This is a genomic window from Mesorhizobium sp. C277A (assembly GCF_040324395.1).
GTDB lineage: Bacteria > Pseudomonadota > Alphaproteobacteria > Rhizobiales > Rhizobiaceae > Mesorhizobium.
Map to the genome: position 1 here is coordinate 3,618,844 of NZ_JAMYVW010000002.1, position 18,453 is coordinate 3,637,296.

An 18,453-nucleotide genomic window follows, 5' to 3' on the forward strand; every position below is an offset into this window, starting at 1 on the left:
AACTCCCCCAGGAGGTTCGAGGCGTTCAGGCCTTCAGCGTGATCGCCTTGAACGGCAGGTCGTAGTCCGTCGCGGGAAGCGCGAAGTTCTCGACGCGAGGATTGTGCGCCCACAGCCGCTGGCTGACAACGAGCGGGCAGATCGCCCGGTTGTCGTGCAGCCAATCGTAGAGCGCCTGCATCTTGGCTTCGCGTTCGTCGCCGCTCGCTTCGAGCGCGGCCTTGACCACGCCATCAAGCTCCGGGGAAACATAGATCTTGCCGTCCGGCCCGCTGTCGGCGGTGGATACGAACGCGTTGCCGAGCGTGCCGTGCGGATCATAGGGCGCGCCATAGGTGGTGAAGAAGGCAAGATCATATTCGAACGCCGGGCGACGGTCGTGCATGGTGGCGTTGTCGACTGACGAGACCTGAACCTGGAAGCCGACCTCGGACAGCTGACCCTGGATCATCTCGGCGATGCGGCGCGAACCCGGCAGCGATTCCTCCGATACGAGGAAATCGATCGCCAGCGGCGCGCCCTCCTTGCTCCAGGCGCCTCCGCTTTCGCTCCAACCGCCATCGGCAAGGATTTTCCTGGCCGCGGCGACGTCGCGTACCGGCACGTCATGCCGCTTGCCCGACGAAGGCACGTTGGCCGGGAAGAGATCCGCCGCCGGATCTGCGTAGCCTTCGAACAACACCTTGGCGATCGCGGCGCGGTCGACCGAGACATAGATGGCCTCGCGCACGGCCTTGTCGGCCATCATCTTGGCCTTCGGCGAATAACCGAGCAGCATGGTTGCGGTGCCGGCCTCGGCCACCACTTTCATACCGTCCTTTTCAAGCGCGCGGGCGCGGCGTGGCGACAGCGTCGCCACCCAGTCGCCGCCGATCACGTCGAGGTCGCCGGAACGCAGGGCGTTGGCGCGGGCGAGTTCGTCGGGAACCACCTTCAGCTCCATGCGAGCAAACAGTGGCTTCTCGCCCCAGTATTTGTCGTTGCGCACCAGCACGGTGCCGGAGGAATCGTAGCTTTCGACGATCCACGGTCCGGTGCCGACCGGAGCGGTCTGCTTGCCGCCGGCGTCGACAGCCTTCGGCGACAGGAAGCGCACCGGACGCACGATGGTGAGCTCCAGCAAGGCGGCGGGCACCGGACGCTTCAGCTTGATCGTCAACTTGCTGGGTCCATCGGTGACGATGCTGTCGAATCCGTCGGACACACCGATCCATGAGAAATCCGCGACGCCCAGCCAGCGTTTGAGATTCCATTCGGCGGCGGTCGAATCGAAGGGCGTGCCGTCACTGAAGGCAACACCTTCGCGCAGGTCGAAGGCGATCGAAAGCTGGTCGTCGGCGACAGCCCACTTGGTGGCGAGCCCGGGCTCGAGCGCGCCGTCCTGGCCATAGTGTATGAGGGCGTCGAACACGACCGTGTAGGAACTCAGCGTGGAGACGTTTTGCAGCAGGTCGAGATCGCCGGTTTCGGCGGCAATGGCGACCTTCAACGTTTCATGCCCCTCCGAGTACGCGGCGCGCGGAAACGCGGCAATGAAGGCCAGGCCGGCTGTGGAGGCCAGGAAATTGCGGCGGTCGAGAGTCATCATGTTAGTTCCCCTTTTTGTTTGATTGGCAACGATCATGTGCACGCTTGCTAATTTGTATAGACATAAGACATAAAGTCGGAAAACCGTTTGAGAGTTTTACCCCAGCGACCCACTTGGTCGCGGTTGCGGCCTACAGCCAGTTCAGCACCGCCGCTGAGAGCGCGAGATAGCGGCCGGCTTTCGCCATCGTGACGATCGCAACGAAGCTCCAGAGCGGCTCGCGCAGAACACCGGCCATCATCGTCAGCGGATCGCCGATGACGGGAACCCAGCTCAGCAACAGGCTCCATCGTCCGTAACGGCGGTAGCGCGCCGCGGCGCGATCGAGCGCAGTGGGCTTGACCGGAAACCATTTGCGGTCGCGAAAGCGGTCGATGCAGCGGCCGAGCAGCCAGTTGACAACCGAACCAAGGACGTTGCCGATCGTCGCGACCAGGATCAGCGCCGCCGGTGACTGGCTTCCGGTCAGCAGCAGGCCGGCCAGCACCGCCTCTGACTGCAGCGGCAGAATTGTCGCTGCGGCGAACGCGGTGAGGAACAGCGCGCCGAAGGCACCAACATCTCCCAGCATTGGGGCCGCTCAGCTCGCTTTCGGCCATTTTGGGTGCCTATCGTTAACGACATAACCATGCGCATGCTCGAAGCCTGCTTCGGTCCAGACGGCGTCCTCGAGGTGCGAATGCCCGTCAGACAGATCGTCATGGGCGTGGCTGAGAACGTCGGGATCGTGACGCGGCCACAACCACATCGCGGCAAAGAGTGCCGCGGCGCCAATGACGCCAAGCAGGATAAAGGTGAAGGGCAGGCCCATCGCCGCGCCGACGAGTCCGGCGATCGGATAGGTGATGAGCCAGCAGGCGTGCGAAAGCGCGAATTGCGCGGCAAACAATGCCGGCCGGTCGACGGGATCGGCCGAGCGCTTGATCAGCCGCCCAGACGGGGTCTGCGCCAGCGAATAGCCGAGCCCGAGCACGAACCAGAGCGGCAAGAGCAGCTGATAGCTGATGGCGAACGGCCCTGCGAACACGCCGGCAACCAGCAGGCCGGCGCCTGACAACATCGCAACCCGATCCGGGATGCTGTCCAGCAGCCGCGGCAGGACCAGCGCCGCGATCATCGAGCCGCCACCGAAGGCGGCAAGGGCAAATGCCGTGTCGCTCTGGGAAAGGCCGAATTTTGCCTGAACCAGCACGACCGTGTTGACGATCACCATGGCACTGGCGGCGGCGACAGCGAGGTTGAGCGCCAGCAGGCCGCGCAATCTCGGCGTCGCCAGATAGTTACGGATGCCGCGTGTGGTGCGCTCGTAAATGCCGCGCGGCTCAGAGGGTTTCGGGCTCGGCAGAACCACCGACACCACCAGCGCGGCCGACGCCAGGAAGCCGATGACCGTGCCTGCGAACAGGCTATGGAAGCTGATGACCGAAAGCAGTGCCGCCGCCAGTATCGGACTGACCACGCTCTCCAGATCGTAGGCAAGCCGCGACAGCGACAAGGCCCGTGTGTAGTCCTTCTCTTCGGGCAGCACGTCAGGGATCGAAGCCTGGAAGGTCGGGGTGAAGCCGGCTGACGCCGACTGCAGGATGAAGATGAGAAGATATATCTGCCAGACTTCGGTGACGAAGGGCAGGAATACGGCAACCCCTGCCCTGATGAGGTCGAGCGAAACCAGCATGGTACGGCGTGGTAGGCGCTCGGCGAACGCGGCGGAAACGGGCGCCACGCCGACATAGGCGATCATCTTGATGGCAAGCGCCGTGCCGAGCACCGTGCCGGCATCGGCGCCGGCAAGGTCATAGGCCAGCAGCCCGAGCGCCACGGTGGCAAGGCCAGTGCCAATCAGGGCGATGACCTGGGCCAGGAAAAGATGGCGATAAGTGCGATTGGCAAGGACTTGCAGCATATGTCTGTCTTCTTGGAGGAGCGATGGGTCGTTGATCCGTGGCGATTGAATGGCGGGCCTGATCTCAGTGATGGTGGCCTTCCGGCTCGACCATTTTGAACGGCAGCACCTGCTCGCGACCCTTCGCGGTCAAGACCAGCCTCGCCTGGAACTCATGCGGCTCAGCAGGAGCCACGGTGCTCTCAAGGCGATGATGGTTGTCGGCGACGGGTTCGAGGCGAAGCGTCTCCGGCCCGCCAGGCCTATCGATGATCACCGTTGCCATCAGATCGTCGGCATGCCGGTCGATGGTCAGCCGCATCCGCTCGCCAGCCGGCGTGTCGACGATTTCCAATGTCCCGGCAGCCAGATCGCAGTCGACCTTGAAGGGCTCCGGCGCATGATGACCATGTGAGTGAGAGGGTTCCGTGCCCGTCGCGGCAGACCCGGCCGAACTCTCCAGACGAACATTCGCTTCAGCCAACGCCGGCAAGTGGGCGAACAGTTCCTCCTTGAGGGCTTCGGTGACGCCCATCACGTCCTTGGCCGTCGCCGCGTCGGCGACACTGATGGCGACGTCGGCATGCAGGCGATGGCCGATCCAGCGCGCCTGCACGCTTTGGACACGTTCGACACCGGACACATGCTCGGCGGCATGATGGATTTCATCGACGATGCCGGGCTCGACGCCGTCGAGCATGCGCGTGAGGACTGCCTTCGAAGACTGCCAGACGATCGCGAAGATGGCCACCGTGATCAAGAGCCCGATGATCGGATCGGCCAGCGGAAACCCTAGCCATACGCCGATAGCACCCAGCACAACCGCCAGACTGGTAAAGCCGTCGGTGCGCGCATGGTAGCCGTCGGCGATCAGCGCCGCGCTGTTGATCTCGCGGCCGACCCGGATACGGAACACTGCAACGGCCTCGTTGCCTAAGAAACCTATAATGCCGGCTATGGCGACCCAGCCAAGAAATGCGATCGGCTGCGGATTGATCAACCGGTCGATCGCCTCGTAGCCGGCAACGATGGCGCTGAACAAGATGATGAGGACAATCAGAATGCCGGCCAGATCTTCGACGCGGCCCAGCCCGTAGGTGAACGTCTTGCTCGGTTTGCGACGGGCCAGCATGAAGGCGACCCACAATGGGATGGCGGTGACCGCGTCGCCGACATTGTGGATCGTGTCGGCCAGCAGCGCCACGCTGCCGGAGAGGAACACGACCACCAACTGCAGCGCCGCCGTGATGGCCAGAACGACGAATGACCATTTGATCGCCCAGATGCCGCGCGTCGTCGTGGCGATCGTCGGGTCGATGACGCCATGCGTGTGGCCATGGCCGCCCTCGCCGTGATCATGTCCGTGGCCGCCCATGCCTTGCGTCATCGGGCCGAACCCGAACCAATCGCGAACTTTGTCCATCATGGCGCTTCTCACAGGTACTTGGTGATATCCTTGAACTCGTCGATCGAGCGGCGCTGCTCGAGCGCCAGCGGTCCGACGACGTCCTCAAGGCAGTGGTTGAGGTGGTCCTGGATCAGCGTCTTCTTGGCCTGGGCGATGGCCTTCTCCACGGCATGAAGTTGCTGGGCGATGTCGAGGCACGGTCGCCCGGCCTCGATCATCTCGACGATCCCGCGCAGATGGCCGTCGGCGCGCTTCAGCCGCTTGATGATGGCAGGATGGGTTTCGTGGACGTGGGGACGCTCATTCATGCCCTCGATGCTATCCCCCCAGAGAGGATATTCCAAGCCTCAAAGTGGCCTCGATTCTGGTGCATGCCACCATTCGTTAGATTTTAGAGAATAATCGTTAAGCATGCCGAATTGGATCCCTAGCACAGCCTTTCGTCTCATCGTCGCGTTCGCGATGACTCTCGGCGTGCTGCTCTCCCCAGTGGGTAGTTCGGCCTCGCATAGCCCGATTGCGCTCGCTGCCGCCGAGGCAGCGCGTCACGCAGAGCTGACAGCACAGATCGAAAAACACGGCCACAGCCATGACGATGGCGAAGCCGATGAGCAGAGCTTTGGTCATACCCACGGCCACAATCCGGCCGACCACACCCATGAAACGGCGAGCACGCTTCCGGGCTTCGCGCAGCCAGCACCGCCGATAGGCCGGAGCTGGCTGGTTTACCCGCCTTCGTTTGCCGACCTCGAAATCCGTTTCCGGCTTGAGCGCCCTCCCAGGCAGATCGTCATCGCATGATCGCGGCCGCACGCGCGGCCATCCTCAACGACGACGATTGGAATTCTCATGCAAGGATCCTTCTACAAGGGTCCGCCACGCACGCCTTGCGCGCGCTGGCGGTTGGCCCTTCCTGTGCTCATTGCTCTCCTGACCCTCCCATTGCTTGGGGGGACTGCCCTCGCCCATGCCGTTGCCGAAGGCGACAAGGGCTATATCCAGGAGATCACGGGCATCAATCTGCTGCCCTTCATCTATCTCGGCGCCAAGCACATGGTGACGGGATACGACCACGTCCTGTTCCTGTTCGGCGTGATCTTCTTCCTCTACCGGATGAAGCACATTGGCATCTATGTGAGCCTGTTCGCGCTCGGCCATTCCACGACCATGCTGCTTGGCGTCTATTTCAACGTTGGCATCAACAGCTACATCATCGACGCGATCATCGGCCTGTCGGTCGTCTACAAGGCGCTCGACAATATGGGTGCCTTCCAGAGGTGGCTCGGCTTCCAGCCGAACACCAAGATCGCGACGCTGATCTTCGGCTTTTTCCACGGCTTCGGCCTGTCGACGAAGATCATCGAATACAACATCTCGCCCGACGGGCTCGTGCCCAACCTACTTGCCTTCAACGTCGGCGTTGAGGTCGGTCAGCTTCTCGCGCTCGCTGCTATCCTTATCGTCATGGGCTACTGGCGCCGGACCGACAGTTTCTGGCGCCACGCATACACCGCCAACACCATCATGATGACCGCCGGGTTTGTGCTGATCGGCTATCAGCTCACCGGCTGGGTCGTCTCCTGAACCTCCAAGTAAAGATCAAAAAAGGAATTCTCCCATGTACAACACAGACATCCCGACCCGCGCTGAACTGCCGACATCCATGCAGCTCCTCCGATCTACCCTCATCGCCATTGTCGCGGCAGCGGCCATCCTTGTGACCATCGTGCTGCCGGCCGAATACGCCATCGATCCCACCGGCGTTGGGCGAGCGCTCGAGCTCACCGAGATGGGCGAGATCAAGACACAACTCGCCGAAGAGGCCGAGCAAGACCGCCTTCGCGAATTGCAAAACGGCACGCCGACCGCAGTGCCAGGCCAAGATCAGCAGTCGAGTCTTCTGGAGCGCGTCTTCGCTGAACTGGTGATTGGTTCCGCCTCTGCCCAGGAACTGCGGACGGACGAAATGTCGGTCACCCTCAAGCCCGGCGAAGGAGCTGAGATCAAGCTCGTCATGGCCAAGGGCGCAAAGGCAAACTACTCTTGGACAGCCAATGGCGCGGCGGTGAACTTCGACACCCATGGTGACGGCGGCGGCGAAAGCATCTCATACGAGAAGGGACGCGGTGCTGCAGAGGACGAGGGCGTACTTGAGGCAGCCTTTGACGGCAATCACGGTTGGTTCTGGCGCAACCGCACCGGTGCCGACGTCACCGTGACGCTGAAGACGAATGGCGCGTACACCGACATCAAACGCATGATGTGATCGATACGGCACGTCTTATCCGGCGCCGTTTGGCGCCGGGGGAGATCAAGCAGGTGAAATAGCCAACTCGGACCAACACAGTTTGATAATATCCAACCTGTGTTGGTCCCCTTCGGATGTCGTTGGTTAGAATCAGCTCGCAATGATGTAACAGGAGCGTCGCGCTAGCTTCCCCAAAGCGTAATCACGCCGCATTGGCCGCGAGCGCGCTCAAAACCCCTTGCGGCAAAGGGCTTCAAGATCCGTCTTTGTCATTTTCTCGATGCCGAGCCCAGGAAGAATATCATTATCTCCCTTGAGATCCCGGCCATAAGCCGCCGACAATATGGAAATTCCGGATTCATGGAGAACCGCCGGATTTCCGCTGATCTTCCCCAGGACTGCGGTTGGTAACAGGCCGAACGGAACGTCCTCGAGAATATAGCGGCTCTCGATAGTCGTCGGGCCAAAGCCGCCACGACCTTGGCGATCCATCTCCAGGTTCATTTCCGAAACGGTGCTCATGGGGACGTGGAACGACAATGAAAAATGTTCCTGGACGGTACGAACCGCGATACCGAAATTGCCAGCTATGGCCAATCGTTCGGCATCCAGAGCCTCGATGAAGCGACCAACGGCAGGAGTGACATTTCCCCCCTGGCTCCATCGCTCGGCCTTCTCCATTCGTGTGAGATTGAGAAGGGCAATTCCCAGATGGTTCTGCGGATTGAGGTTGCTGAGCGCAATTGCCAGCAGACCATCGCGCTTGACGAAACGATCGCCGAACAAGGCCGTGCAAAGCTTGTACCCTTGATCGAGCGCATCGAAAGGCAGCGTCGCAACATCAAGCTTCTGGCGAATGGAAGTGACCTGGACTTCTGCTGGTCCGAGCTGGCGGCCGGTCAAGAGCGTTGTGCCCCAAACGACGATCGGCAACCTGACCTTGCGCTCGGCTAACCGCTTGGAGAGATACAGCGCGCCGAACGAACTGTGCGAACTGACGATGACAGGAATACCATCTGCCAGGTGAGGGACGGCGGCATCCATCACTATCTTGTGGCCGTAAGCGGGAAGCGCGATCACCACCACATCCGCGTGATCGATGGCATCTTTACAATCATTGGCAATACGCACCGGCACCGTCGCCTCGATATCCCCCGTCGCCTTCAATAATTCGCCAGTCGCCAACGTTCTGGTGCGGTCTCCCGACGGTGACCAAAGTGTTGGCGTATGTCCCGATTGTGCCAAATAGGCCGCAAGGCCATAGGCAATTGCTCCAGCGCCCAGAATACTCACGCGCATAACATTCCTCCTGTCGCCGGCTTTATGGTTCGAGAATCCTTGCCGTCCCCGCCTACAAGTTTTTTCATCGGGAGGATCCGAATTGAAGTCACGTCGGTTGCCATCAGCCGTTTCGATCAGGACTCCGGCTCTGAGCCGGCAAACGCCGCAACGACTATTAGTTTCCGCTTGACATATATCAAAAATGAATGAGACGATGTCAATCATACGAATTACGCATGTAGGGAGAACATGGAAACCCGGGACCTTCAGACCTTCCTTGCGGTTGCTGCCAGCGGCAGCATTACCAAGGCGGCTGACATGCTCGGGCGTTCCCAACCTTCGGTGACACGCACCATTCAGGAGCTCGAGGCCGAACTTGGCTTCGAATTGCTGCATCGGATCGGTCGACGGGTGCAGCTGTCTGAAGAGGGTGTCGCATTCGAGGAGGAAGCGCGGCGATTGTTGATGTCTTTCACCGAACTTGCAGCGCGGGCCAAGATGATCGCCGCCGGCCGTGGGCGGATCCTGCAGATTGTCACAACCTCCGCGATCGGCACCGGCTTGATCCCGGCGGCCCTGGCCGAGCTCAAGGGTGTCGAGCTTCCGCACGAGACGCATCTCGGGCAGTTTCTTCCCTCGATCGTCGCCCAGGAAGTGCGCAGCGGACGTGCCGAGATCGGGTTTTCAAGCCTGCCGCTCGATACGCCCGGTCTGGATGTCCTACGGCTCTATTCGGCGCCTGATGTTGCTGCCGTGCGGGAGGACGATGCGCTGGCTGAACTTGATGTCATACCGCTTTCGGCTTTTGCGGGTCGTCGCGTGGCTACGTTGCTCAATCCGCTGCGGTTTCAGTTGCATGTCGCCAAGGCACTCGCTGCCCGGGGCATCGACACCGGCCCGGTGATCCGGACCAATACTGCCTACGGCGCGTTGCAGATCGTGCGCCATACTGGTGTCGCGGCCGTCATCGATCCCCTCACGGCCTATGGCGTCGCCCTGCCTGGGGTCGTCATTCGCCCGATCGATGTAACCGTTCTCTTTTATTGGGGCGTTGTGGCTGCCTCAAAACGTCCCCTTCGCCCAGTCGCGCAGGCGCTGATGGATGCGGTCGAAGCGGTGGCTGAACGGTCGATCGTCGGTTTCAAGAAGCTCGATCCAGCTTTGGCCAGCCAATTGGTGAACGATCCCGCGTCGGGCACAAATAACGGAACTGGAATATGAAGCATACTCCCACCCCGGCAGCATCGACGGGCCTTGCCGCGTTGGAAGCCCAGCTCGCGCAGGATCTCGACTTTGTCGAGCTGCCCGCCAAGCCCTGGGTCCCCACACGCATGCATGAGGGCGCCCCGGTCCGTGATGTCGTGGTCATTGGCGCTGGCATGTGCGGACTTGCTGCCACGGCAAAGCTGGTGCTGGCAGGGATCACCAATGTCGTCGCCTATGATGCGGCGCCGGCTGGGCTCGAAGGACCGTGGATAACGTTTGCCCGCATGCAAACACTCCGGTCGCCGAAGACCCTGCACGGTCCGTCGCTCGGCTTGCCGCAATTGACGTTCCGCGCCTGGTTCACGGCGCAATGGGGCGTCGACGCCTGGCGGTCGCTGGACAAAATCCCCAAGGGCCAGTGGATGGATTACCTGGTCTGGTACCGCAAGGTTCTTGCTCTGCCTGTGCGCAACGGCGTGCGCATGACCGGCGTCGCACCGGTTGGTGATCTGATTGCGATCGATATCGAAGGCGCGGAATCCGGCCGGGTTCTCACCCGTCATCTCGTTCTGGCCACCGGCCGCTCTGGTCTGGGCGGTTTTGCCGTGCCCGATTTCCTCAGGGGCATCGATCGCGCTTATTGGGCCCATTCTGCGGACGAGATCGATTTCGACGCGCTGCAAGGTAAGCGTGTGGCGGTCATCGGCGCCGGTGCCTCGTCCATGGACAATGCCGCAACCGCACTCGAGGCGGGCGCCGGATCTGTGGACATGTTGATCCGGCGCAAGGAAATGCCGCGCGTCAACAAGCTGACCGGAATCGGCAGTCCGGGTGTTGTACTCGGCATGCATCAATTGCCCGATGCCTGGAAGTGGAAGTTCTTCGACTACACCGCCTCAACCCAGACGCCGCCGCCGCGTTCATCGACGCTTCGCGTTTCTCGCCACCCCAATGCCCGGTTCTTTCTCGACTGCGGCATCGTCGCGGTCACGGAAGATGCGGGAGGCCTGCTTATCGAAACCACCCAGGGGCTGATGCGCTACGACTTCCTGATCGCGGCAACCGGCTTTTCAAACGACTTCAACGGCCGCCCGGAATTTGCAGCCATCGCGCCACATATCCGCACCTGGTCGGATGGCCGATATACACCGGACATGGGGCCGGCGCGTGCAGGCATGTCCGACGCACCGGACCTAGGTCCCGCCTTCGAGTTTCGTGAGCGCGTCCCCGGCTCCTGCCCGATGCTGTCGCATATCCACTGCTTCAACGACGCCGCCATGCTGACGCACGGCAAGGTCTCCGGTGATATCCCAGCCGTCAGCGCGGGTGCCGACCGTTTGGTCCGCGGCATTGCCGCATCGCTGTTTGCCGAAGATGTCGAAACCCACTTCGCCAACCTGATCGCTTACGACACGCCCGAACTTCTGGGCGACGAATGGGTCGATTCAACACCCTTGTTGGAGAAGGAGGCCGCGCTGTGATCGACGCAATGGACAAGGCCGCCGGTCTATCACCGCACGATGCGCTTTTCAGCGCGCGTCGGTTTCGGCCTGAATTCGTGCTGGGGGCCGAGGAATGTCGCCTCTCCGTCCTGCAGCCAGCAAACGACCAAGGGCTTGCGCCTAATTTGCGGGTTGCTCTGGCCCGTCGCATGGCCGCTCTGAATGCCGATCCGGTCCTGATGGCCGAATTTGATGTGCAGCTGGCTCAGCTCGATCCGACTGAGCAGCTTCTGGCCTTAGCCCAGGGGGAAACGGATTTGGAAGAGCCATTGGCGACCATCGCACGTCATGTGGACCTGATTACGCTGACACCGAAAAAGGCGGAAGCGGGCCACATCGCCCTGCTCGCCCAAGCTGGATTGAACAATCCTCAGATCGTCGCCCTTTCCGAGCTCATCGCCTTCGTCAATTTCCAGACGCGGGTGGCAACCGGCCTGCGATTGTTGAGGACGGCATGATTTCCGCGGTGCGCCTGAAGCCATTGAATTGGCATCCGTACATAGCGCCGGTCGAGCTATCCGAGGCCACGCCGGAACAGCTTGAAGCGATGAAGGTCACGCCATCAGCCAAGAAAGTTTCGGAATATGTGCGCACCCTTGCGCATGACCCTGAGAGCTACCTTGCCCGCACCATCTTGTTCAACGCCATCATGTATGTCGAAGGCGGGCTTGCCCGCCCTGACCGCGAGCTTGGTGCATTAGGTGCGTCCATCGTCAATGGCTGCAAATTCTGCGCCGTTGTTCACGCCCGCAGGCATGCAGAGCTGACCAAGAACGACGAAGTGGTCACCGCGCTCTATCTCGATAAACCTGAAGCGCTCGGCCCACGCGATGCGGCAATCTACAGTTTTGCCCGCCGCCTGTCGGCGGCCCCGTCGGAAGCAACGGCAGACGATATCGCCGCGCTTCGATCAGTCGGCATGGACGACCGCGAGATTATCGACCTGATCCACGCCATATCGATCTTCGGCTGGGCAAACCGGCTGATGCACGTTCTCGGCCATGCGGAGAGCGGGTGATGATGTCGCATGCGGTCGAAGCAGTCCGTCTCACACTTTCCGAAGGGACAACCAGCAATGCTTGAACTCAAAGATGTAAAGCTGTCTTACGGAAGCACGCAGGTTCTGAACGGCGTCAATCTCTCGGTAAAGCGGGGTGACGTGGTTTCGATCATCGGCCCCAGCGGCACCGGCAAGACCACGTTGCTGAAATGCATCAACTACCTGGCCAAGCCGTCGTCAGGAACCATCGCGTTCGATCAGATCCGGATGGATTACCAGCGTGCCGACAAGGTCGCTGTCCAGGCGATCCGGTTGCGAACGGCGATGGTCTTTCAACAATTCAACGTCTTCAAGAACATGACGGTCCTGCAGAACGTGATGGATCCACTGGTCGTCGTGCAGCGCAAGTCCGCGGACGAGGCGCGGGAGATCGCCTTGCGGGAGCTCGAGCGGGTCGGCCTCACCCCGAAGCGAGACAGCTATCCCTCCCAACTGTCGGGCGGCCAGCTCCAGCGCACCGGCATTGCGCGCGCCCTGGCGGTTCGTCCCGACGTGATACTCTTCGATGAGCCTACGTCATCGCTGGATCCAGAACTCGTCGGTGAAGTCCTGAAGGTGATCAAGGACGTCACCTCGTCAGGGATCACTTCGCTGCTTGTGACCCATGAGATGCAATTCGCAAGGAACATCTCCAACCGGATCGTCTTCATGGACCGTGGCGTGGTCGCCGCCGATGGCAGCCCGGCTGATATCTTCGACGCGCCTTCCAGCCCACGACTTGCTCAATTCCTGCAGTCAGAACTCGCTTTTCAATAATCCAACAACAAGGGAACCTAAGAAATGTCTGTAATCACATCCCGCTTTTCCCGTCGTCATGCCCTGGCTGTCGTCGGCGGCATCGCAATAGCCCTTGCAACGGCGGGGGTCAGCTATGGCCAGACCGTTCGGACAATCAAGATCGCGACGTCTGCCGAATCCAAGCCGCTGGCATGGGGCGCGATCGGCGTCGAGCCGCAAGGCTATGAGCCCGATCTCCTGAGGGCGATCAACGCAAAGCTGCCGCAATACAAGTTCGAAATGGAAGGCGTCTCCGACATTGCCCAGGAAACCGGTCTCGCTACGGGCAAGTACGACATCGCGGTGGGTGGCTACTACAAGTCGCCCGAGCGCTCCAAGCAGTTCTTCATTCCGGAAAATCCCATGGGCGCCAGCCTGATGAAGATCTACAGCAAGAAAGACAGCGGCATCAAGGAAATGAAAGACCTGGTCGGCAAGAGGATCGTTCCGACCACGGCCGGCGGTGGAACCTACAAGTTCATCATGAACTGGCAGAAAGAAAACCCGCAATACAAGCTCGATGTCACGGCATCGAGTGCAGGCATTCCCTACCCGAACCGGCTGGACGAAGTTCAGAACGGTAAGTTCGACGCTCTCGTCTTGCCGTCCAATCTCGGTGAGCAGACCGTCATCGAGCAAAAGAAACTCGATATCGTGGCGTCCGAACCAGTGTTCAGCAACAACACCTACATGCTGATCCACAGATCAGACGAGAACAAGGTTCTGGCTGACGATGTGAACAAGGTTCTCAAGGAATTGAAAGACGACGGCACGATCGAGAAGCTCTCGCAGAAGTGGTTCGGCGAGGGCATCGTCCAGTACATGAAATAGCACGGCCGTCGAGGGCCATATTCGCTAGTCAGCGGCAAGGCTGAATTGCAAAAAGGAGCGTTTCAAAGTGGATGTATCTGCTATGATTCCCGAGTTGCTCTCGGCACTGCCGCTGACGCTCGCCATCACGTTTACGGCCCTCATTTCCGGGTTCTGTCTGGCTCTCATCGCGACAACACTCCGGGTTCGCAGGGTGCCACTGATCAGTCACCTGGTGGACCTCTACGTGTCCTATGCCCGGAGCGTTCCTGTCGTCCTGCAGCTGTTCGTCGCGTTTTATGGGCTTCCGCTGTTGGTGATCCTGTTCGGCGCCAAAGATTTTATTTCGCCGACGATGGCTGCCATGGTGGGGTTGAGCCTCTACCATGGAGGATATCTGTCGGAAGTCATGCGGCCTGCATATCTTGCCGTCGATCGCGGCCAGCACGATGCGGCCGATAGCCTTGGATATACGTTCCGGCAGAAAATTACTCGCGTCGTCGGCCCGCAAGCGGTGCACTTCGCACTACCGGGCTACGGGAACTCCGTCATCTACCTGATCCATAACGTTGCGCTGGTCATGTACATCGGCGCCGCCGACGTCATGGCGACTGCGCATTTGATCATGGAGCGCGACTACAACCAGTTCCAGTTCGAAACCTACCTCGTCCTGGCGGTCATCTATTCGCTGATGTGCCTGGTCGCATGGCTCATCGTGCGCTTCTTCGAGCTTCGATCACCGATGCAAGCGCCAGAGTCAACGACAACAACTCCGATCAAGAACGAGCTCCTCGCGAGCGTCTGACGTAAGGGTATTCAACCATGTTTGATACCGATATTTTGCTCCAGGACACGCAGGAAATTCTGAGTGCCGTACCCGTGACCGTTGGAATGGCACTCTTGATTTTCGTCCTGTCGACGATAGTCGGCAGCATATTCGCGCTGATCGAATACAGACGGGTGCCGGTTCTGCGAGAGCTCATCATGACTTACAAGATCGTCTTCAAGGGCGTTCCAATGGTCATCGTTATTTTCCTCGCCTATTTCGGTCTGCCGCCCGCATTTCAGTTCCTGTTCTCGTTGCTCGGGATCAACTTCAACGCTCACGAAACCCCCAATTGGGTCATTCTTGTCGTCGCGATTACCGGCTGTGTCGCCGCGTTCCAATCCGAGATTATCAAGGGAGCCCTGAATGCATTCGACACCGGTCAGTCGGACGCGGCCCATTCGCTCGGCTATACGGGCGGCCAACTGTTTCGACGTATCCTGTTTCCCCAGGTGGCCCTCACCGCAATTCCCGACCTGACGACTTCGATGATGGTCATCATGAAGGCGCTTTCTCTCGGATTCGCCATCGAGGTCGTCGATATCTTCGCCCAGTCCCAGCTGACCGCCGCCCTGAACTACTACTACCTCGAAGCCTTCGTGATTGCCGTCGTGATCTACATGGTGATTGCCTATATCGTCACACAGATTGCCGACAGGCTGGAGCAGGCGCTGAGGGTGCGGACGTGAGGCGGATGTGGGATAGAATCGTCAAGCTTCGGATATCGAGCCGCACCTGGGAGGCAATTCTTTCGGGGATGAAAAGCTTGAGGAGAAACCCAAGTAGCCGATGTATGTACCGCTGAATGCCGACTGAAGCACCGATCGCGCCGACGCAACGTTGCGACTGTGCCGACCAGAGGAATCCGGTCTCCGGCTACTGGCATGGAGATCCCCAAGCCGTATTCGGCGCCGCGAGTACGCATCAATATTGGAGAACCTGGGCCTCTCCGTCTCCCACGCCGGTTTATCCGACTTGTCTCACGTCGTATTCCTGCAGGATACCCGCTTTGATCCGACCAGCGAAATGACAACTTGCGAGATGCGATTCCGACAAGCTGTTGACCGGAGGCGATGTCTCACAAACACTTTGCACGGCAGGGCAGCGCGTACGAAAACGGCATCCGGTCGGCGGATTCACAGGGCTTGGCACATCTCCCTTTAGAATGATCCGCTGACGTTCGCGCTCCTCAACTGGATTTGTCGACGGGACCGCGCTGAGCAGCGCCTGTGTATACGGATGTGCGGGCTGGCTATAGAGCGCGCCGCTCTCACCTTCTTCCATGACGCGGCCGAGATACATCACGTAGACGCGCTGTGCGGCCTGGCGAACGATGGCCAGATCGTGCGCAATGAGAAGATATGACATTCCGAAATCATCGCGCAGCTTCAGAAACAGGTTCATGATTTGCGCTCTGATGGAGACATCGAGCGAACTGACAGGCTCATCGCATATGAGTACGGTTGGGTTGGCAGCAAGCGATCGCGCGATACACACGCGTTGACGTTGGCCACCCGACATCTCGCGCGGATAGCGCTCCATTATCTGTTCGGGCAGCCCCACTTGGTCCAAGAGTTCTTTGACATGTGCCGCCCGCGCGGAATGGTTGTTCTCCCCATTGATGAGCAGCGCTTCATCGATCGCCTGACCAATCGTCTGTCGGGAACTCAGCGAGGAAAGCGGATCCTGAAAGATGTATTGGATCTTGCGCCTTCGTTCGAACAAATGCTTGCCGCTCATAGCCAGGAAATTTTCGCCCTTGAATCGGATCTCTCCGGATTTGGCGCTCTCGAGACCGACGATCGTGCGACCCAGTGTCGATTTTCCGCATCCCGACTCCCCGACCAATCCTACAATCTCGCCCGCGCCAATCTTCAGGCTCACGCCATCACAGGCCTTAATCTCAGCCCCTGTGTGGCGGTCGCGAAAGTGAGTTTTGAGGTCGACGATCTCAATGAGGTTCTCAGGCATCTTCCATCACTCGCGCAAGCTTGTTGATGATGACCGGGCATGCGGCGACGTGCGTCGACGACTCTCCTGGTACTGAAAGCAAGTGCGGTTGAGTGGCGCTGCAGCTCTGCAGCGCCGAAGCGCAGCGTGGCGTGAACGCACAACCGCGTATCAACCGAGACAGATCTGGCGGCTGGCCAGGAAGACCAATAAATTTCGAACCAATGTCTGCATTTAGCGATGGAACTGAACCGAGCAGACCTTTGGTGTAGGGGTGGACCGGCGTCATCAGCACGTCGTCCACCGGACCCAGTTCTGACAGCCGGCCGGCGTACATCACCGCCACCTTGGTCGCCATGCCGGAGACCACACCAAAATCGTGAGTGATGATGACGATGGCCATCTGCAGGCGCCTCTGTAGGTCTTTCAGCAGCTCCACGATCTGAGCCTGAACCGTGACATCGAGCGCGGTGGTAGGCTCATCCGCTATGAGGAGCTTGGGCTCGCCGGCAATGCTCATCGCTATGCCAACGCGCTGGCGCATACCCCCGGAAAGCTCGTGCGGATACTGCTGCAGTCGGCTTAGTGGATCGGGTAGCCCGACCAACGCCAGCAGTTCGGCGGCTCGTTTGTCGGCCTGCGCCGCAGTCATGCCAAGGTGCAATTCCGAGACCTCGGCGATCTGCCTTCCAATGCGTCGGACCGGGTTGAGAGAACTCAACGGATCCTGAAATATGACGCCGATCTCGCCGCCACGCAGTTTGCGCATTTGTTGCTCAGGCGCTCGCAGGATGTCGAGGCCGTTGAATTTCACCGTCCCCTCTATTTCAGCGTCGAGTCCCGTCGGAAGCAGAGATAGCGGCGCCATGTTGAGGATGGTCTTGCCGCTGCCGCTTTCGCCGACAATCGCCAGGACCTCGCCTTCGTTCACACGGTAGCTCACGCCATCGACCGGCTTGACGCTGGTTCTCGCCGTATGGAGCGTCACCGACAGATTGGAGACTTCGAGCAATGCAGGTGTTGGGGAACTCCCAGTGCTCATGTCGCGATCTCCTTCATGAACAGTTTCTTGCGGGCGGCCAAGCTCCGCTTGGTCATCCGGCGCGGGTTCTTGGACAGCGCGATCTTCTCGCCGAACAGGTTGAAACCTACGACCATGATGGTAAGCGCGAGCCCCGGAAGGATCACCAGGCGCGGTGCTTCTTCAAGATAGGGCAGGCTCGAAACCAGCATCTGTCCCCACTCCGCTTGCGGCGGCTGCACACCGAGCCCCAGAAAGCTCAAGTTAGCGATCGCGAGGGCCAAAATACCGACGTCCGCGCTCGCGTAGATCAGCACGGATCCCAATGCGACCGGCACCAGATGTTTGAATATGATCCTGAGTCGGCTGGCGCCCAAAACGCGAAGGCTTTCGATATGCGGCTGGTTTACTGCCGCCGCCACCACACCTCGCGTCAGCCGGGCATAGATTGGCGTCCAGGCGATCGCCAGCGCAATGATCATATTCCAATAGCTAGGACCGAATACACCAACGATCGCCAGCGCCACCACGAGACTAGGCACACTGAGGCCGAAGTCGACCATACGCATGAGGATTTCGTCGATCCAGCCACCGAAATAGCCGGATATGGTCCCAACCAACATTCCAAATATGCCGGCAAGAAACAGGACAATGGTCACACCCACGAGCGTGGTCTGGGCACCCGCAATAAGTCGGCTGAGCACGTCGCGCCCGAGGTTGTCGGTGCCCAGCCAGTAGACTCCTGAAAACGATTCAGTTGGAGCAAGGAGGTTTTGCGTATTCGGGTCATAAGGGCTGACCAGTGAGCCGAAGGTCGCGATGAAGACAAAGAACCCGATCATCAGCGAGATCGGCCAGCCGACGCTGCGAAAGAATGATTTTATCGAACTCATG

Annotated in this window: 20 protein-coding genes; 11 read left to right on the forward strand and 9 right to left on the reverse strand. The window is 60.0% G+C overall.

Annotation, left to right across the window (positions count from 1 at the left end; genetic code table 11):
- Positions 1–25: 25 nt before the first annotated feature.
- The 5 genes from NKK52_RS17925 to NKK52_RS17945 form a co-directional block, all read right to left on the reverse strand.
- Positions 26–1,588 carry an ABC transporter substrate-binding protein gene (locus NKK52_RS17925; RefSeq protein ID WP_023683322.1) on the reverse strand — a complete coding sequence of 521 codons (1,563 nt, stop codon included), beginning with the start codon at positions 1,586–1,588 and terminating at the stop codon, positions 26–28.
- A 130-nt stretch (positions 1,589–1,718) separates the two neighbouring features.
- Positions 1,719–2,159 (reverse strand): YqaA family protein, encoded by a 441-nt coding sequence (locus NKK52_RS17930; protein WP_023683323.1) that lies wholly within the window; start codon positions 2,157–2,159, stop codon positions 1,719–1,721.
- Positions 2,160–2,168: 9 nt separating this feature from the next.
- Entirely contained in the window at positions 2,169–3,491 is a 1,323-nt protein-coding gene (locus tag NKK52_RS17935; protein ID WP_023683324.1) for an MFS transporter, read from the reverse strand.
- Between the two features lie 64 nt (positions 3,492–3,555).
- The gene (locus tag NKK52_RS17940) at positions 3,556–4,896 is read right to left on the reverse strand and encodes a cation diffusion facilitator family transporter (RefSeq protein ID WP_023683325.1); all 1,341 of its coding nucleotides are present in this window, start codon (positions 4,894–4,896) and stop codon (positions 3,556–3,558) included.
- 8 nt (positions 4,897–4,904) lie between these two features.
- Entirely contained in the window at positions 4,905–5,186 is a 282-nt protein-coding gene (locus NKK52_RS17945) for a metal-sensing transcriptional repressor (RefSeq protein WP_023669876.1), read from the reverse strand.
- Between the two features lie 103 nt (positions 5,187–5,289).
- Here NKK52_RS17945 and NKK52_RS17950 point away from each other — a divergent pair, with 103 nt between their 5' ends.
- The 3 genes from NKK52_RS17950 to NKK52_RS17960 are packed head-to-tail and all read left to right on the forward strand — an operon-like array spanning position 5,290 to position 7,144.
- Entirely contained in the window at positions 5,290–5,679 is a 390-nt protein-coding gene (locus tag NKK52_RS17950) for a hypothetical protein (RefSeq protein WP_023683326.1), read from the forward strand.
- Between the two features lie 48 nt (positions 5,680–5,727).
- Entirely contained in the window at positions 5,728–6,462 is a 735-nt protein-coding gene (locus NKK52_RS17955) for a HupE/UreJ family protein (protein WP_031202371.1), read from the forward strand.
- Positions 6,463–6,496: 34 nt separating this feature from the next.
- On the forward strand, positions 6,497–7,144 hold the full coding sequence (locus NKK52_RS17960) for a hypothetical protein (protein WP_023683328.1): 648 nt from the start codon (positions 6,497–6,499) through the stop codon (positions 7,142–7,144).
- Between the two features lie 210 nt (positions 7,145–7,354).
- On the opposite strand, the gene NKK52_RS17965 is transcribed toward NKK52_RS17960, so the two are convergent.
- A complete protein-coding gene (locus NKK52_RS17965; protein ID WP_031202372.1) occupies positions 7,355–8,425 on the reverse strand; it encodes an NAD/NADP octopine/nopaline dehydrogenase family protein in 1,071 nt (356 codons plus the stop codon).
- Positions 8,426–8,656: 231 nt separating this feature from the next.
- On the opposite strand from NKK52_RS17965, the gene NKK52_RS17970 reads away from it, so the two are divergent.
- From NKK52_RS17970 to NKK52_RS18005, 8 genes are all read left to right on the forward strand, one after another.
- Positions 8,657–9,628, forward strand: coding sequence for a LysR family transcriptional regulator (locus NKK52_RS17970; RefSeq protein ID WP_023669872.1), 972 nt, complete (start codon positions 8,657–8,659; stop codon positions 9,626–9,628).
- A complete protein-coding gene (locus tag NKK52_RS17975; protein WP_023686266.1) occupies positions 9,625–11,094 on the forward strand; it encodes an NAD(P)-binding domain-containing protein in 1,470 nt (489 codons plus the stop codon). Before NKK52_RS17970 ends, NKK52_RS17975 begins: the two co-directional genes overlap by 4 nt.
- Complete coding sequence (locus NKK52_RS17980) at positions 11,091–11,573, forward strand: CMD domain-containing protein (RefSeq protein WP_023669870.1); 483 nt, start codon at positions 11,091–11,093, stop codon at positions 11,571–11,573. Before NKK52_RS17975 ends, NKK52_RS17980 begins: the two co-directional genes overlap by 4 nt.
- Positions 11,570–12,133, forward strand: coding sequence for a peroxidase-related enzyme (locus tag NKK52_RS17985; RefSeq protein ID WP_023669869.1), 564 nt, complete (start codon positions 11,570–11,572; stop codon positions 12,131–12,133). Before NKK52_RS17980 ends, NKK52_RS17985 begins: the two co-directional genes overlap by 4 nt.
- Before the next feature lie 57 nt (positions 12,134–12,190).
- Positions 12,191–12,931, forward strand: coding sequence for an amino acid ABC transporter ATP-binding protein (locus NKK52_RS17990; RefSeq protein WP_023669868.1), 741 nt, complete (start codon positions 12,191–12,193; stop codon positions 12,929–12,931).
- 24 nt (positions 12,932–12,955) lie between these two features.
- On the forward strand, positions 12,956–13,783 hold the full coding sequence (locus tag NKK52_RS17995; protein ID WP_023669867.1) for a transporter substrate-binding domain-containing protein: 828 nt from the start codon (positions 12,956–12,958) through the stop codon (positions 13,781–13,783).
- 67 nt (positions 13,784–13,850) lie between these two features.
- Complete coding sequence (locus NKK52_RS18000) at positions 13,851–14,567, forward strand: amino acid ABC transporter permease (protein ID WP_023686267.1); 717 nt, start codon at positions 13,851–13,853, stop codon at positions 14,565–14,567.
- A gap of 17 nt (positions 14,568–14,584) precedes the next feature.
- Complete coding sequence (locus NKK52_RS18005) at positions 14,585–15,277, forward strand: amino acid ABC transporter permease (protein WP_023669865.1); 693 nt, start codon at positions 14,585–14,587, stop codon at positions 15,275–15,277.
- A 277-nt stretch (positions 15,278–15,554) separates the two neighbouring features.
- On the opposite strand, the gene NKK52_RS18010 is transcribed toward NKK52_RS18005, so the two are convergent.
- The 3 genes from NKK52_RS18010 to NKK52_RS18020 are packed head-to-tail and all read right to left on the reverse strand — an operon-like array spanning position 15,555 to position 18,452.
- On the reverse strand, positions 15,555–16,559 hold the full coding sequence (locus tag NKK52_RS18010; protein ID WP_023683333.1) for an ABC transporter ATP-binding protein: 1,005 nt from the start codon (positions 16,557–16,559) through the stop codon (positions 15,555–15,557).
- Positions 16,552–17,580 (reverse strand): ABC transporter ATP-binding protein, encoded by a 1,029-nt coding sequence (locus NKK52_RS18015; protein ID WP_031202375.1) that lies wholly within the window; start codon positions 17,578–17,580, stop codon positions 16,552–16,554. The genes NKK52_RS18010 and NKK52_RS18015 overlap by 8 nt, the downstream gene beginning before the upstream one ends.
- The gene (locus NKK52_RS18020) at positions 17,577–18,452 is read right to left on the reverse strand and encodes an ABC transporter permease (RefSeq protein ID WP_023683335.1); all 876 of its coding nucleotides are present in this window, start codon (positions 18,450–18,452) and stop codon (positions 17,577–17,579) included. Before NKK52_RS18020 ends, NKK52_RS18015 begins: the two co-directional genes overlap by 4 nt.
- Position 18,453: the final 1 nt, after the last annotated feature.